The organism is Pseudomonas sp. BNK-45 (assembly GCF_047456255.1).
GTDB lineage: Bacteria > Pseudomonadota > Gammaproteobacteria > Pseudomonadales > Pseudomonadaceae > Aquipseudomonas.
This window is the reverse complement of sequence record NZ_CP179909.1, coordinates 258,365-274,119: the sequence shown is the minus strand read 5'-3', so window position 1 is coordinate 274,119 and position 15,755 is coordinate 258,365. Positions and strand designations below refer to the sequence as shown.

Below are 15,755 nucleotides of genomic sequence, written 5' to 3'. Positions count from 1 at the left end.
AAAGGCTGAATAGAAAGATTGATAAAGGTGATGGAGGGGCAGAAGCAGCTACAAGCTACAAGCTACAAGCTACAAGCTGCAGGCAAAGGCGTTGCACCCTTACTTGCCGCTTGTAGCTTGCAGCTTGTCGCTGCTCTTAACCGATGGTCATCAGGCTGGCGTTGCCGCCGGCCGCCGCGGTGTTGACGCTCAGGGCGCGCTCGATCACCAGGCGTTCCAGGGCAATCGCCGTCTCGCCCTGGGACAGGCCCTGGACGCCGACGATGGCGCCGGCACGCTGGGCCACTTGCTGGCAAACGCCGCGCAGTTGGTCAGAGTCGCCGTGGTGCAGGACGGCGTCGAACACCACCTCGTCCTTGGTCCAGTCGGCCACACGCTGGATGCGTGCCTGCACGTCCTTCGGCAAGCGGGCGAACAGTGCCTTGCTGAGCTCGCTTTCCGGCCACACCGCCGAACCGCCGACTGCCAGCACGGCCGCCAGTTGGGTCAGCAGATCGCCTTCGATGTCCGCCAGGCACAGCACGTGCTCGCGAGGCAGGATGGCGTAGCTGTTGCGTTCGCCGGTCGGGCCGGTCAGTTGCCGGGTGATGCCGCTTTGCGATTGGCCGGCGAACTGTTTGCACAGGGTCGCCAGTTCCGCCAGCTTGTTGCTCTCGGCCCAGGCTTGCAGGGCATTGAGCGGCTTGCCGAGGACTTCGCGCAGGCGCAGGTCCGGAGCGTTGGCGGCATCGGCGCGGGCGAAGGATTGCTCGATGGCGTCCACCGGACGGGTCGACAGCAGGCGGTACAGGTACAGCGGGCCGCCGGCTTTCGGGCCGGTGCCCGACAGGCCTTCGCCGCCGAACGGCTGCACGCCGACCACGGCACCAACGATGTTGCGGTTGACGTAGACGTTACCGGCGTGGACGTTGTCCACCACCTTGGCGATGGTTTCGTCGATCCGGGTGTGCACACCCAGGGTCAGGCCATAACCGGAGGCGTTGATCTGGGCGATCAGCTGGTCGATGTCCTTGCGCTTGTAGCGCACCACGTGCAGCACTGGGCCGAAGATCTCGCGTTGCAGCTCATCGAAGCTTTCCAGCTCGATCAGGGTCGGCATGACAAAGGTGCCGCGCTTGCATTCTTCGCTGTCGGCAATGGCCATCTGGTACACGCTGCGACCTTTGTCGCGCATGGCCTGGATGTGCTTCTCGATGCCGGCCTTGGCTTCGGCGTCGATCACCGGGCCGATGTCCACCGACAGGCGCTCCGGGTTGCCCAGGCGGCTTTCGGCCATGGCGCCCTTGAGCATTTCGATCACGCGGTCGGCGGAATCTTCCTGCAGGCACAGCACGCGCAGGGCCGAGCAACGCTGGCCGGCGCTGTCGAAGGCCGAGGACACCACGTCGATGACCACTTGTTCGGTCAGGGCCGAGGAGTCGACGATCATCGCGTTCTGGCCGCCGGTTTCGGCGATCAGCGGGATCGGGCGGCCCTGGTTGTCCAGGCGCCCGGCGATGTTGCGTTGCAGCAGGCGCGCGACTTCGGTGGAACCGGTGAACATCACGCCCTTGACGCGCTCGTCACCAACCAGGCGGGCACCGACGCTTTCGCCCTGGCCCGGCAGCAGTTGCAGCACGCCTTCGGGAATCCCGGCTTCGAGCAGCAGGCGCACGGCCTGGGCCGCCACCAGCGGGGTCTGTTCGGCCGGCTTGGCCAGTACCGGGTTGCCGGCGGCGAGGGCGGCGGCAACCTGGCCACTGAAGATCGCCAGCGGGAAGTTCCACGGGCTGATGCACACCACCGGACCCAGCGGACGATGGGCGTCGTTGCTGAAGTCATTGCGAGCCTGCACCGCGTAGTAACGCAGGAAGTCCACGGCTTCACGCACTTCGGCGATGGCGTTGGCGAAGGTCTTGCCGGCTTCGCGGGCCAGCAGGCCCATCAGTGGCTGGATCTCGCCTTCCATCAGGTCGGCGGCGCGTTCCAGGATTGCGGCGCGTTCGGCCGGCGGCGTGGCCTGCCAGATCGGCGCGGCGTTGAGGGCGCACTGGATGGCGTTGTCGACGTCTTCGACCGTGGCTTCCTGGACGTGGCCCACCACATCGCGGTGGTCCGACGGGTTGAGGACCGGCGCCGGGGTTTCGTTGCTGGCGGCGCAACCGAGCATCGGCGCGGCCTTCCAGTTGTTGTGAGCGGTGGCCAGCAGTGCGCAGGACAGCGACGCCAGGCGGTGTTCGTTGGCCATGTCGATGCCGGCGGAGTTGGCGCGTTCGGCGCCATACAGGTCACGCGGCAGCGGAATGCGCGGGTGCGGCAGGCCGAAGCCGCCTTCCAGGGTGGCCATCTGCTCGATCTGGCTCACCGGGTCGGCCACCAGTTCCTGGATCGAGATCGACTGGTCGGCAATACGGTTGACGAACGAGGTGTTGGCGCCGTTTTCCAGCAACCGGCGAACCAGGTAGGCCAGCAGGGTTTCGTGGGTGCCGACCGGTGCGTACACGCGGCACGGACGGTTCAGCTTGCCATCGGCGACCTTGCCCACCACTTGCTCGTACAGCGGTTCGCCCATGCCGTGCAGGCACTGGAACTCGTACTGGCCGGGGTAATAGTTCTGACCGGCAATGTGGTAGATCGCCGACAGGGTGTGGGCGTTGTGGGTGGCGAACTGCGGGTAGATGACTTCCGGCACCGACAGCAGTTTGCGTGCGCAGGCGATGTAGGAAACGTCGGTGTACACCTTGCGGGTATAGACCGGATAGCCTTCCAGGCCTTCAACCTGGGCGCGCTTGATCTCGCTGTCCCAGTAGGCGCCTTTCACCAGGCGGATCATCAGGCGGTGACGGCTGCGACGGGCCAGATCGATCACGTAGTCGATCACGTACGGGCAGCGCTTCTGGTAGGCCTGGATCACGAAGCCGATACCGTTCCAGCCGGTCAGTTGCGGCTCGAAGCACAGGCGTTCCAGCAGGTCCAGGGACAGCTCCAGGCGGTCGGCTTCCTCGGCGTCGATGTTCAGGCCGATGTCGTACTGCTTGGCCAGCAGGGTCAGGGACAGCAGGCGCGGGTACAGCTCTTCCATCACGCGCTCGTACTGGGCGCGGCTGTAGCGCGGGTGCAGGGCCGAGAGCTTGATCGAGATGCCCGGGCCTTCATAGATGCCGCGGCCGTGGGAGGCCTTGCCAATGGAATGGATGGCCTGCTCGTAGGAGGCGAGGTATTTCTGCGCGTCGTGCTCGGTCAGTGCCGCTTCGCCGAGCATGTCGTAGGAATAGCGGAAGCCCTTGGCTTCGAACTTGCTGGCGTTGGCCAGGGCTTCGGCGATGGTTTCGCCGGTGACGAACTGCTCGCCCATCAGGCGCATGGCCATGTCCACGCCCTTGCGGATCATCGGCTCGCCGCTCTTGCCGATGATGCGGCTCAGGGAAGAGGTCAGGCCGGCCTCGTTGTGGGTCGACACCAGCTTGCCGGTGAGCAACAGGCCCCAAGTGGCAGCGTTGACGAACAACGACGGGCTGTTGCCCAGGTGCGGCTGCCAGTTGCCGGTGCTGATCTTGTCGCGGATCAGCGCGTCACGGGTGCCCTTGTCGGGAATGCGCAGCAGGGCTTCGGCCAGGCACATCAGCGCCACGCCTTCCTGGGACGACAGGGAGAATTCCTGCAGCAGACCCTGGACGATACCGGCACGGCCGCCGGCGCTCTTCTGGTTGCGCAGTTTCTCGGCGATCGAGGCCGCCAGCTTGTTCGCGGCTTCGGCGGTGGCGGCCGGCAGGCGCGCCTGCTCCAGCAGCATCGGCACCACTTCCGGCTCCGGACGACGGTAGGCGGCGGTGATCGACGCGCGCAGCACCGATTGCGGGAGGATGCTCTCGGCGAACTCCAGGAAGCATTGGTGAGCGTGATCGGTCTGCACTTCGCCGGCGTCATCGCCGTCTTTGGCGGTGACACTGCTCAGCTCGGACAGGGTTGCACCACCCTCGAGTTTTTCCAGGTAATTGAAAATCGCCTGCTTGATCAGCCAGTGCGGCGTACGATCGATCGAGGCCGCGGCGGCCTTGAGGCGCTCGCGGGTTGGGTCGTCGAGTTTGACCCCGAGGGTGGTGGTAGCCATATTTTTATCCTCATGTTTGCCACGCACGTGTGGCATCAGCTGGCGGCAAGATTATCCGCGCGCTGAAATAGGTGCAACCGGGTGCAACCCATTTTCGGACGGAAAAAACCGCAGCTTGTCAGGAATAAAATTCCTGCCTGATCCGGCTTGCCTCCTGATGGTGCATTTACTTCTGAAAAACCGGTTTCTTGCTCCAAAAGGGAGCAAAAGCGTCGTTGGCAGCCGATTATTCGACAAGGTGCAACTTAATCGCCGCAAATTGGTTGCACCTTGTTCATTTTGTTGCATAGGATTCGCGCCCAAGGTGCAACCGACCCCTTTTTGGGGTGGTTCATCGGCTGATGGCTTTCCTGGGGAAACATCAGTCATAAATGCGCGGCTCGCCTGACCGTCTGCCAAATACCATCGTTTGGCGTCGGCGGGCAGTGACCGCCGCACCATAAAAACAAAGCCAGGGCGTAACTCAATGAGTGCAAGCAATCCCACCCTGATCACCTTCGTGATCTACATCGCAGCAATGGTGCTGATCGGCTTCATGGCCTATCGCTCCACCAACAACCTTTCCGACTACATTCTGGGCGGCCGTAGCCTGGGCAGCGTGGTGACTGCGCTTTCCGCCGGTGCTTCCGACATGAGTGGCTGGTTGCTGATGGGCCTGCCGGGCGCCATCTACATGTCCGGACTGTCGGAAAGCTGGATCGCCATCGGCCTGATCGTCGGCGCCTACCTGAACTGGCTGTTCGTGGCCGGTCGCCTGCGGGTACAGACCGAGCACAACGGCGATGCCCTGACCCTGCCGGACTACTTCTCCAGCCGTTTCGAAGACAAGAGCGGCCTGCTGCGGATCATCTCTGCGGTGGTGATCCTGGTGTTCTTCACCATCTATTGCGCCTCGGGCATCGTTGCCGGCGCCCGTCTGTTCGAAAGCACCTTCGGCATGCCTTACGAGACAGCCCTGTGGGCCGGCGCGGCCGCGACCATTGCCTACACCTTTGTCGGTGGTTTCCTGGCAGTGAGCTGGACAGATACCGTACAAGCCACCCTGATGATCTTCGCCCTGCTGCTGACCCCGATCATCGTGCTGCTGGCCACCGGTGGCGTCGACACCACCTTCCTGGCCATCGAGGCTCAGGACCCGACCAACTTCGACATGCTCAAGAACACCACCTTCATCGGCGTGATCTCGCTGATGGGCTGGGGCCTGGGCTACTTCGGTCAGCCGCACATCCTGGCGCGCTTCATGGCGGCGGACTCGGTGAAATCGATCGCCAACGCTCGTCGCATCTCCATGACCTGGATGATCCTGTGCCTGGGCGGCACCGTGGCCGTGGGCTTCTTCGGCATCGCCTACTTCTCGGCGCATCCGGACGTGGCCGGCCCTGTGAGCGAAAACCCTGAGCGGGTGTTCATCGAACTGGCCAAGCTGCTGTTCAACCCGTGGGTTGCCGGTGTGCTGCTGTCGGCCATCCTGGCGGCGGTAATGAGTACCCTGAGCTGCCAGTTGCTGGTGTGCTCCAGTGCCCTGACCGAAGACTTCTACAAGGCCTTCCTGCGCAAGCACGCCTCGCAGCTGGAACTGGTATGGGTCGGTCGCGCCATGGTGCTGGTGGTGGCGCTGATCGCCATCGCCATGGCGGCCAACCCGGAAAACCGCGTACTGGGCCTGGTGAGCTATGCCTGGGCCGGTTTCGGCGCCGCCTTCGGTCCTGTGGTGCTGATCTCTGTGATGTGGAAAGGCATGACCCGCGACGGCGCGCTGGCCGGGATCATCGTCGGTGCCGTCACCGTGATCCTGTGGAAGCACTTCGCTCTGCTGGGCCTGTACGAAATCATCCCGGGCTTCATCTTCGCCAGCCTGGCGATCCTGCTGGTGAGCAAGATGGGCGTGCCGACCGCGGGCATGGTTCAGCGTTTCGAAGCGGCCGAGAAGGATTTCAAGCTCAACCACTGAGTGCGAAGGCCTGGCCCTGATTCTGCAGGGCGCTGAACAACGGCCCGCTGCGTTATCGCAGCGGGCCGTTTTTTTGCGGTTCGGCTAGCGGCTGCCGCAGGCTGCGAACCTGATGGGCGGCATTCCGGCGCAGCGGTGGCGGCGCTCTGAAGAACGCCAAGGCTCGTCTGGCAATCGCCAGGCAAGGCCTTGCCATGGCTCGGCAGCGGCTACAACCAATGCCGATCCGAGATTGGTGTAGCCGCTGCCGCAGGCTGCGAACGGCCCGAAGGGACGCGGCGCTCTCACGGCCGATGAGCTCCGACAGGGGATCGCCAGGCAAGGCCTTGCAGGCCTTTGCGCAGCCTCGCTATGGCTCGGCAGCGGCTACAACCAATGCCGATTCGAGATTGGTGTAGCCGCTGCCGCAGGCTGCGAACGGCCCGAAGGGACGCGGCGCTCTCACGGCCGATGAGCTCCGACAGGGGATCGCCAGGCAAGGCCTTGCAGGCTCGGCGGCGGCAGGGTTAGTGCAGTTCTGCGTCCGGCTGGTTGAGGAAGATCAACACGCCAAGGATCGCCATGTAGAACTTGAAGGCGGCGTCCTGGCCGTTCCAGACCTTGGATTGCCACATCATGAACCACTCGCCGCCCACCACCATGAAGCCGAAGAACCAGACGCAGAAGCCCAGGCAGAAGCCGGCAATGGCCCAGCCCTTGGAGCGGTTGAAGTAGCTGGCCACGCCGTGCCGTGCCAGCCACAGGCGCAGCGCGCCGACGACCAGCAGCACACCGGTCAGGGCTTCGCCGCCGATGATCAGCCAGTAACCGAGGTTCCACAGCCGCGGCAGGGTCACGGCGCGGTCGGTGGCGGTGTTGTCGGGGAAGACGCTGTCCATGCTCAGTACATGCTGGACAAAGGCAAAGTTGGAGCCGTAGTCGCTGATGTTGTTGTAGGCCACCAGCAGCGCGAAGGCCGCGACAGCCAGGGTCATGGTGATCTTTACGTAACGCACAATCATGGTTGAGTCCTTTGCGGGTAAGAGAGGTTCCTGGGGGCTGTCGGTGGGGAAGGCGCGCCGGTGCCGACGCGGGTTGCTCAATGCTTGGGACACGGGCCCGCCACCCTCAGGCGGCGGGCCTTGCGGGATCAGGCCTGGCGCAGCGCCTGATCGAGGTCTTCGAGCAGGTCTTCGATGGCTTCGATGCCCACCGAGAGACGGATCATCTCCGGCTTGACCCCGGCCTTGGCCTGCTCTTCTTCGTTCATCTGCCGGTGGGTGGTGGAGGCCGGGTGGCAGGCCAGGGACTTAGCGTCGCCGATGTTCACCAGGCGCTTGAAGATCTGCAGGGCGTCGTAGAAGCGCACGCCCGCGGCGTAGCCGCCCTTGAGACCGAAGGACAGGATCGCTGACGGCTTGCCCTGCATGTACTTGCGCGCCAGTTTATGGTGCGGGTGATCGGGCAGGCCGGCGTAGCTGACCCAGGCCACCAGCGGGTGATCCTTGAGGAACTGCGCGACCTTGATGGCGTTGTCGGTGTGGCGCTCCATGCGCAGGGCCAGGGTTTCCATGCCTTGCAGCAGGAGGAAGGCGTTCATCGGCGCCAGCGCCGCGCCGGTGTTGCGCAGCGGCACGGTGCGGGCCCGGGCGATAAAGGCCGCCGGGCCGAATTTTTCGGTGTAGACCACACCGTGGTAGGCCGGCTCCGGGGTATTGAGGCTGGCGAATTTCTGCGGATGCTCGGCCCAGGGGAAGTTGCCGCTGTCGACGATCACCCCGCCCAGGGAGTTGCCATGGCCGCCGACGTACTTGGTCACCGAGTGCACCACGATGTCGGCGCCGAACTGGATCGGCTTGCACAGGATCGGCGTGGCCACGGTGTTGTCCACCATCAGCGGCACGTTGCGGGCGTGGGCGGCCTGGGCCAGTCCCTCGATGTCGACGATGTTGCCCGCCGGGTTGCCGATGCTCTCGCAGTACACCAGCTTGGTCTTGTCGTCGATCAGCTCGGCGATGGCCTCTGGCGAATCGTCCCGGGCGAAACGCACTTCGACGCCGAAGCTGGGCAGCAGGTGGGCGAACAGGGTGTAGGTGCCGCCATACAGCTGCGGGGTGGAAACAACGTTGTCGCCGGCCTGGGTCAGGGTCTGGATCGCGTAGTGGATCGCGGCGCTGCCGGCGGCCACCGCCAGCCCGGCGATCCCGCCTTCCAGGGCGGCCATGCGCTGCTCCAGCACATCGTTGGTGGGGTTCATGATGCGGGTATAGATGTTGCCGGGCACATCCAGGTTGAACAGGTCGGCACCGTGCTGGGCGTTGTCGAACTCGAAGGCGACGTTCTGGTAGATGGGCACGGCCACGGCCTTGGTGGTCGGGTCCGACTTGAATCCATGGTGCAGCGCAATCGTTGCGTCTTTCATAAATCCTCGACTCAGTAGCAATCCGTTTATGAGCACAGCCAGGCAGGTCGTGTGCCCGCGCAGCAGTCAGTGGTCCCGTGTGTCTGAGTCGCCAGCAACCGCTTGATGTGCCCGCCGCTCGGTGGCGGGCGGGCGCGTCAGTGTCCAATAGGCGTGGCGGATCGGCAAGGGGAGCGCAGGCGTTCCGCGAGAGTGGCGGCCATCCTTGGCCAGTGGAGCGTTTCAGCGTGGTTGCGACCAGCCTTGGGAGCGCTTGACCGCGGCGCTGAAGGTGCGGCGCCAGGCGTCTGCCGTGGCCCGGTCGATGCGCGGGTGGTAGTCGGTGCGGGTGTTGTCCAGCTCGGGCAGCTCCAGGCCCAGGCCGCGGGCAGCCAGGGCGGCGCAGCCCAGGGCGGTGAGTTCGTCGAAGCGCTGGGTGACGATGGTGCGCTGCAGGATGTCGGCGAGAAACTGGGCGAAGTACGGGCTGCGGGCCAGCCCGCCGTCGATCGATAGCTGGTCGGTGACGCTGAGGTGATCGTCCATCGCGGTGATGACTTCGGCGCTGCGCAGGGCCACGCCTTCCAGTACCGCCTGGCACAGGTCCTGGCGGCTGGTGGCGGCGTTCATGCCGATCCACACCGCCCCGGCACTGCGGTCCCAGTGCGGGCAGGCGAGCCCGGACAAGGCCGGGACGAAGGCCAGCTCACGGGAGATCGCCGGAGGCTGGTCAAAGGCAGCCAGCTCCGAAAAATCACTGAACAGCCCCAGCCGCCCGGCCCACTCCACCGCGGCGCTGGCGTCATAGACGCCACCGTCCATGGCATACACCGGTTGGCCGTCGGCCTGCCAGGCGACGGTGGCCAGCAGGCCTTTTTCCGGGGCGCGGATGATCTGCTCGCCCGTGACCGTCAGGGCAAAGGCGCCGGTGCCGAAGGTGATCTTGGCATCTCCCGGTTTGCGGCAGCCGTGGCCGTAGAGCGAGGCTTGCTGGTCAACCACCGAAGCGCTGATGGGGGTCTGGCCGATGCGCCCGAAGTCGCCGACCGTGGCGCGGATTTGCGGCAGGGCCTGCAAGGGCACGCCAAACAGTGCGCAGAGTTCCGGGTCCCACTGGCCGCTGGCGAGGTTCATCAGCGAGGTGCGCGAGGCGGTGGTGATGTCGGTGGCATAGACCCCGGCCAGGCGGTCGAGGAAGTAGGCATCGGTGGTGCCCAGGCGCAGGCGGCCGGCGCTCAGGGCTGCTTGCGCCTCTGGCAGGTTTTCCACGATCCAGGCCAGCTTGCTGGCGGAAAAATAGGCGTCCAGGGGCAGCCCGGCGCGTTCCAGGGTCAGGGCTTCGGCGCCATTGGCCCGCAGTTCTTCGATGCGTGCGGCGCTGCGGTTGTCCTGCCAGACGATCACCGGGGACAGCGGTGCGCCACTGATGGCGTCCCAGGCCAGGCAGCTTTCGCCCTGGTTGGCCAGGCCGATGGCGTCGACCCGGCCGGTGGCTTCCAGGCAGCGTTGCAGGTTGGCCAGCAGTTCCAGCGGGTCGTGCTCGACCCAGCCCGGACGCGGGTGGTGCTGCTGGTGGCGCAGCGCCAGTTGGATGTCGGCACGGCCTTGCATGTCCACGACCAGTACGCGGGTGCTGGTGGTGCCCTGGTCAAGTGCGGCTATTCGCATGGTCTTTTCTCTTGTTGTGGGACGGGCCTAGTCGATGCAGATGTCCAGTTGGTCGAGGTGTTCCGGCAGTTGCAGTTCCTTGAGGGGAATCAGCAGGCGCCGTTCCGGCAGTGCCGAGACCGGGCGGCTCCAGAGGTCCAGGCCCTGGGCGCGGACCCGCAAGGTGCCACTGACCGCCCGGCTGACCCGCAGTTGGATGTGTCGCAGGCCCGCAAGCTCGCCGCGCACCAGCCTGCTCGGTACGCCGAGCTTGATCGGCTCTGCGTATTTCAGGGTCAGCGCGTCATGCGGGGCGGGTAGTTGGCCGCACAGGGCCAGGGCCATCAGGCTGCCGATGCGCCGCCCTTCACGGTACGACCAGCCGGCGGTCTCGATCGGCCGCAGCAGGTTGCCGGCGGCGAAGTAGGCCGGGTCCGAGCAGCGCCCGTACTGGTCGATCTTCGGCCCGCCGCTACCGCTGTCCAGTTGCAGGTGGCTCTGGCGCACCAGGCTCGATTCCGGGGTGAACTGGCCCGTGAGCAGCACGCCGTCGCAGGCAATCTCGCGCAGCTGACCGTCGGCCAGGCGCACCTGGGCCGATTCCACCCGGCCGGTGCCATTGATTGCCAGCAGTTGCGCGCCGAAATGCATGGGGATGCCCAGCAAGCGTGGAAACAGCGACAGCGGCCAGCGTGCGGTTGCCCGGGTGTTGGCTTCGAGCACCGCCACCGGGCGGATTCCGGCGCGCTGGCAACTGAGCACGGCGGACAGGCTGACCAGCTCGGTGCCGACGATCAGCGGCCGCTCAAAGGGCTTGAGGTGCTGCATATAAAGGAAGTTCTGCAACGCTCCGGTGTTGATCACGCCCACCGGGCGGTCGCCGGACAGCAGGCGTGCCGAGCGTGGGGTTTCCCGGGCGCCGGTGGCGATCAGGACCTTTTGTGCCTGGATCTGCCGCGGCCCGTCGGGGCTGGCCAGGCGCAACAGGCCGCCGGGTTCCAGGCTGACCACGGTGTGGCGCAGCAGCACGACCACGCCGGCCTGCAACGCGGCCTTGACATTGCGCCGAGCGTAGGCCGGGCCACTGAGAACACGCTGGTATTCACCCATGCCGAAGGGCGGGTGAGCGCAGTGCCGGGGAATGCCGCCGGCCTCGCTTTCACGCTCGATGACAATCACCGGGCCGATGCCCTGGCGCCGCAGTTCAATGGCTGCCGCGAGGCCCGCCGGGCCGCTGCCGATAATGGCCGCTTCGGCCTGAAGAAGTTCAGTGCTGTTCATGGCAACGACCTGTGGCAAGTGGGACGGCCAGCTGGCTGGCACTGAGTTCGGCGACCTGGGCCGAGCAATAGAAACCCTGGCAGCGTCCCATGCAGGCGCGGGTGCGACGCTTGAGCCCGCCCAGATCGCCAGGGGGCAGGGGGCTGTGCAAGGCGCTCTCGATTTCGCGACGGGTCACCAATTCGCAATGGCAGACGATTTCGCCATAGCCGGGGCGTTGCCAGTCGCGGGGCAAGTGCTCCGCGAGGTTGGGCATCTGCGGCCAGACCGGCTCCCGCACCGGATGGTGCTGGCGGCGCTGGCTGTACAGGCCATAGACGTGCCGGGCAATGCCCAGGGCGGCGGTGAGCCCGGTGGAGCGGATGCCGCCGACGGTGATCCAGTGCCGGGAGTGGTCGGCCTGGATCCGGTATTCCTTCTTTTCGCTGGCGGGGCGCAGCCCGGCGTAGGTGGCGGTGACCGGCATCCCCGCGAGGGCGGGAATCCGCTCCACGGCGGCGTCGATCAGGCTTTGCAGGGTCGGGCCGTCGAGCCCGGCATGCACCCGGTCTTCCTGTTCTTCGGCGGTGGGCCCCACCAGCAGGTTGCCGTAGACGGTGCGGGTCAGAACGATGCCCTTGGTGCGTTCGTTGGGCACCGGCAGGACGATGCGCTCCAGCAGTTTGGTCGCGGCCTTGTCGAAGACCACGAACTGGCCCTTGCGTGGCATGATGCGAAATTCGCTGTGGCCCAGCAGGTTGTGCTCCAGGGTGTCGCCGAACAGCCCGGCGCAGTTGATCACCTGGGCGCTGCGCAAGGTGCCCTGGTTGGTATGTAGGGTCCAGGCGTCACCGTCGAACTGGCCTTGCTGCACCTCGCACTGCAACTGCACCCGGGCACCGTGGGCCATGGCCTGTTGCAGGTAGCCCAGGGGCGCGGACCAGGGGTCGATCAGGTGTTCGTCGGGCACCAGCACCGCGCCCACGGCGTGATTGGCCAGATGCGGTTCAAGGGCGAGGATCTCGCTGCGTTCCAACAGGCGCGCATTGTCGACCCCATTGGCCTGGGCCTGGGCGAGGATCCCCGGCAGCTTGGCCTGGTCCTCGGCGTTCCAGGCCACCACCAGTGCCCCGCACTTGAGCAGCGGCAGGTTCATCGCCGAGTGAATTTCCAGGTATTCCTGGTAGCCGGCCTGCATGCACTGCAATTCCAGGCTGTCACTGGGGGCATCGAAGCCGGTGTGCAGGATGGCGCTGTTGGCCTTGCTGGCGCCGGAAAGAATGTCGCTGCCCTTTTCCAGCAGCACCACCCGTGCGCCTTCCAGGGCAAAGCGCCGGGCCATGGCGCAACCGACGACCCCGCCACCGACGACGGCCACATCGAAAGTCACATTGTTCGGATAAAGTTCGGTCATATAAATGCCTGTTTCCTGCGGTAACACCCAAGGATCTGTGCAGGAATCAAAGCATAATGCGCGCCATATTTGTTGTTTTTATTTTCTATTCGGTCATTTATCGGTCGCTATACTGTGGTTTTTGCTGTGGAAAACTATTTCCTGCAATAGCCCGGGGCTCAGGGCTGTGTCACGACATGCACGTCCACGCCGGCCTTCTCCAGTGCGGCCAGCAGCTCGGCACCGGGCTGGCGATCGATCACCAGGCGGTCGATGCGCTCCAGCGGGAATACCTTGAACAGGCCACGGCGTTCCAGCTTCGATGAGTCGGCGATGACCGTCAGTTGGCGGGCCTGGGCAATCATCGCGCGGGCCACTTCGGCTTCTTCGATGGAGAAATCCATGGCGCCGTCTTCATTCAGTGCACCGATGGTGATCACGGCATGCTCGGCGTTGAAGCGGGTGATCTGCTCCAGGGCCAGGGTGCCGACGTTCTGGGTCGAGTCGGGGCGATATTCGCCACCGATCATGAACACCCGGTTGCCCGATTCGCCAATGCAGCCGGCGATCGGCAGGGAGTTGGTGATGACCGTCAGGCGCGTGTGCTGCGCCAGTTCGCGAGCGAAGAACAGGGTGGTGGTGCCGGTATCGATGAAGATGCTGTCACCGGCGCAGAACAGGCCGGCGGCGTAGCGGGCGAGGGCGCGTTTCTCTACCGCATGTTCGTTCATGCGGGTCTGGAAGGTGTTTTCGTGCTCGCCGGTCGGTGGTAGCGCCGCACCGCCGTGGAACTTGGTGACCAGGCCGCTTTCCGCCAGTTCGCTGAGGTCGCGGCGGATGGTTTCCTGGGAGGTGGCGGTGATGCGCGCCAGCTCTTCCACGGAGATCCGCTCGCGCTGGCGCAGGAGTTCGAGAATGTGCTGTCGTCGTTCGTTGGGGCGCATGGTGTTTTCCGTTAGTGGTACTTCGCCACACAAATGGGCATTTTTTGTTACTTAGGCACACTCATGACTCAGAAATGTGCGTATTCGGTCAAGTTCGCTGGAAAAGTTAAGCATTTACTTGCACGTTTCACAATGCTCAGCAGTCATGAGGTTTCAATAGGGCTGTCGGCCTATCGGGGCAACACCGAGCGCTTTTTTTGACCGATATTTGGTTGTTTGTCTGTAAAAACCACAACTAATACACATTGTGGCACGGGATATGCCCTGTGTTTCCTCACCTGCTCCATCGCCACCTGTGCGATGGGTAACCCGTGCTGGCCTCAACAAGAACTTCCCCGGTGGGGGAACCCTATAAATGACGCTCAGAGAGATGAACCCACATGGCTGAATTTGGAAACTACGTCATTTACCTGATCATGCTGGGCGCCGTGATCGGCGCCTTGTCATCCATCATCAAGCCCGAGAGTGGCCTGGGTAAGGAGTTCGTCAACGGTATCCACTCCATCGGCCCGGTGTTCCTGGCCCAGGCCGGGATCATGGTGGCGATTCCCTACCTGTCGCAGGGCATTTCCCATGCGTTGGGACCGTTTTTCAACGCCCTGGGGTCGGATGTGTCGATTGCGGCACTGTCGATCATCGCCGTGGACATGGGCGGCTACCAGTTGGCCAATGCGCTGACCGCCAACCGTGATCTGTGGATCACCGCGATGCTGGTGGGCTACACATCGGGGGCGACCATCGTCTACCTGATCCCGGTGGGCCTGACGATGCTCGAACGCAAGGACCACAAGTACCTGGCCCTGGGCGCCATGGCCGGGCTGATCAGCATTCCCTTCGCGGTATTGATGTCGCTGTTGATCATCACAGCGACCCAGCTGCCGGTGCGGGACATCGTTTCCACCAACTCCGAGGCGCTGTATTACCTGTCCCTGGGCTTGGTCGACATGCTCAAGCTGCTGGCGCCGCTGTTCGTGTTCTGCTTCCTGCTGGCGGCGGGGCTGCGCTACCGGCCGCAGATGATGGTCAAGGGCTTCCTAGTGTTCGGCAAGATCATGGACGCGGCGATCAAGCTGATCCTGGCGCTGAGCATCGTCGAGCACTTCACCAAGTTCTTCAGCATCAACTTCGGCGGCTGGGGCTTCGACCCGATGTTTGCCGACGAGAAGGAGCTGTTCCGGGCCATCGAGATCGCTGGCTACATCGGCATCATGCTCGCTGGCACCTTCCCCATCTGCTACCTGTTCCAGCGCTACTGCAAGAAGCCCATGGAACTGCTGGGGCGCCAACTGAACCTGTCGAGCACCGGTGCGGCGGGCTTTGTCATGGTGTTCGCCAACATCATCGCCACCTACCACCTGTTCAAGCACATGACTGCCCGCGACAAGGTGCTGTGCGTGGCCCTCGGGGTCTGTGCCCAGGCGCTGATCGGCGACCACCTGGCGTTCACCGCGAACTTCCAGCCAAGCCTGATCCTGCCGATTCTGTTCGGCAAACTGTTCGGCGGCCTGCTGGCGGTGGCGATCGCCATTCGTATCTCGGTGCCGGCCGCCCAGCGTTATGAGCAACAAGAGCAGGAACAGGCCGCGGCCTTTGCCCTGCAACCCGCGCGGGCCTGAATGGCCCGCTCCACCTCCCCATGATTTCGAGGTCACGATGCGCAAGATTTTCCTCGCCTGCCCCTACAGTCACTCCGAGCCGGCCGTCATCAATGAGCGTTTTCTCAAGTGCAACCAGGTGGCGGCGCAGATACTGGAAGCCGGGCATGCCGTGTTCAGCCAGGTGAGCATGTCCCACCCCATCAACCTGTGCCTGGCGGGCAAGGACAACGCCGCCATCGGCAAGCTCTGGGCGCCGGTGGATGCGCTGTACATGGCGATGATGGAGGAGCTGATCGTGCTCGACCTGCCTGGCTGGAAGGACAGCGGCGGAATCAAGCGCGAGATCGAGGTCTTCGAATCCTCGGGACGGCGGGTCAGCCTGTGGTCCGAGGTCAGCCACGAGTTCGCCTGAGCCACTCCCCCGTACCCGTCGTCGACTGCGCCGGGTGCGGGCCTGCCGTGAACTGACGACAGGCTGCACACAAGGTAAAC

Annotated in this window: 10 protein-coding genes; 3 read left to right on the top strand and 7 right to left on the bottom strand. The window is 64.5% G+C overall.

Annotated features, from left to right (window positions below; translation table 11 throughout):
* Positions 1-136 precede the first annotated feature (136 nt).
* On the bottom strand, positions 137-4,090 hold the full coding sequence (putA, locus tag ACMGG8_RS01220) for a trifunctional transcriptional regulator/proline dehydrogenase/L-glutamate gamma-semialdehyde dehydrogenase (RefSeq protein WP_060842288.1): 3,954 nt from the start codon (positions 4,088-4,090) through the stop codon (positions 137-139).
* A gap of 466 nt (positions 4,091-4,556) precedes the next feature.
* On the opposite strand from putA, the gene putP reads away from it, so the two are divergent.
* Positions 4,557-6,041 (top strand): sodium/proline symporter PutP, encoded by a 1,485-nt coding sequence (putP, locus tag ACMGG8_RS01215; protein WP_414159043.1) that lies wholly within the window; start codon positions 4,557-4,559, stop codon positions 6,039-6,041.
* Positions 6,042-6,547: 506 nt separating this feature from the next.
* Here putP and ACMGG8_RS01210 read toward each other — a convergent pair.
* The 6 genes from ACMGG8_RS01210 to ACMGG8_RS01185 all read right to left on the bottom strand — a co-directional run bounded on the left by ACMGG8_RS01210 (position 6,548) and on the right by ACMGG8_RS01185 (position 13,665).
* Complete coding sequence (locus ACMGG8_RS01210) at positions 6,548-7,042, bottom strand: DUF2165 family protein (protein WP_414159042.1); 495 nt, start codon at positions 7,040-7,042, stop codon at positions 6,548-6,550.
* A 128-nt stretch (positions 7,043-7,170) separates the two neighbouring features.
* The gene (locus ACMGG8_RS01205) at positions 7,171-8,442 is read right to left on the bottom strand and encodes an O-acetylhomoserine aminocarboxypropyltransferase/cysteine synthase family protein (RefSeq protein WP_414159041.1); all 1,272 of its coding nucleotides are present in this window, start codon (positions 8,440-8,442) and stop codon (positions 7,171-7,173) included.
* 222 nt (positions 8,443-8,664) lie between these two features.
* Positions 8,665-10,089 carry a glycerol kinase gene (locus ACMGG8_RS01200; protein ID WP_060837206.1) on the bottom strand — a complete coding sequence of 475 codons (1,425 nt, stop codon included), beginning with the start codon at positions 10,087-10,089 and terminating at the stop codon, positions 8,665-8,667.
* Between the two features lie 27 nt (positions 10,090-10,116).
* Positions 10,117-11,349 (bottom strand): NAD(P)/FAD-dependent oxidoreductase, encoded by a 1,233-nt coding sequence (locus tag ACMGG8_RS01195; RefSeq protein WP_414159040.1) that lies wholly within the window; start codon positions 11,347-11,349, stop codon positions 10,117-10,119.
* The gene (locus ACMGG8_RS01190; protein ID WP_233321648.1) at positions 11,336-12,742 is read right to left on the bottom strand and encodes an NAD(P)/FAD-dependent oxidoreductase; all 1,407 of its coding nucleotides are present in this window, start codon (positions 12,740-12,742) and stop codon (positions 11,336-11,338) included. Before ACMGG8_RS01190 ends, ACMGG8_RS01195 begins: the two co-directional genes overlap by 14 nt.
* 158 nt (positions 12,743-12,900) lie before the next feature.
* Positions 12,901-13,665 (bottom strand): DeoR/GlpR family DNA-binding transcription regulator, encoded by a 765-nt coding sequence (locus ACMGG8_RS01185; protein WP_060842293.1) that lies wholly within the window; start codon positions 13,663-13,665, stop codon positions 12,901-12,903.
* A 380-nt stretch (positions 13,666-14,045) separates the two neighbouring features.
* On the opposite strand from ACMGG8_RS01185, the gene eutH reads away from it, so the two are divergent.
* Together eutH and ACMGG8_RS01175 are read left to right on the top strand one after the other, a co-directional pair.
* Entirely contained in the window at positions 14,046-15,281 is a 1,236-nt protein-coding gene (eutH, locus tag ACMGG8_RS01180) for an ethanolamine utilization protein EutH (protein WP_060837210.1), read from the top strand.
* Between the two features lie 37 nt (positions 15,282-15,318).
* Positions 15,319-15,675 carry a DUF1937 family protein gene (locus tag ACMGG8_RS01175; protein WP_414159039.1) on the top strand — a complete coding sequence of 119 codons (357 nt, stop codon included), beginning with the start codon at positions 15,319-15,321 and terminating at the stop codon, positions 15,673-15,675.
* Positions 15,676-15,755: the final 80 nt, after the last annotated feature.

Bases quoted from the DNA above. Each gene is read 5' to 3' on its own strand.
- putA (WP_060842288.1), bottom strand. From the start codon at position 4,090: ATGGCTACCACCACCCTCGGGGTCAAACTCGACGACCCAACCCGCGAG.
- putP (WP_414159043.1), top strand. From the start codon at position 4,557: ATGAGTGCAAGCAATCCCACCCTGATCACCTTCGTGATCTACATCGCA.
- ACMGG8_RS01210 (WP_414159042.1), bottom strand. From the start codon at position 7,042: ATGATTGTGCGTTACGTAAAGATCACCATGACCCTGGCTGTCGCGGCC.
- ACMGG8_RS01205 (WP_414159041.1), bottom strand. From the start codon at position 8,442: ATGAAAGACGCAACGATTGCGCTGCACCATGGATTCAAGTCGGACCCG.
- ACMGG8_RS01200 (WP_060837206.1), bottom strand. From the start codon at position 10,089: ATGCGAATAGCCGCACTTGACCAGGGCACCACCAGCACCCGCGTACTG.
- ACMGG8_RS01195 (WP_414159040.1), bottom strand. From the start codon at position 11,349: ATGAACAGCACTGAACTTCTTCAGGCCGAAGCGGCCATTATCGGCAGC.
- ACMGG8_RS01190 (WP_233321648.1), bottom strand. From the start codon at position 12,742: ATGACCGAACTTTATCCGAACAATGTGACTTTCGATGTGGCCGTCGTC.
- ACMGG8_RS01185 (WP_060842293.1), bottom strand. From the start codon at position 13,665: ATGCGCCCCAACGAACGACGACAGCACATTCTCGAACTCCTGCGCCAG.
- eutH (WP_060837210.1), top strand. From the start codon at position 14,046: ATGGCTGAATTTGGAAACTACGTCATTTACCTGATCATGCTGGGCGCC.
- ACMGG8_RS01175 (WP_414159039.1), top strand. From the start codon at position 15,319: ATGCGCAAGATTTTCCTCGCCTGCCCCTACAGTCACTCCGAGCCGGCC.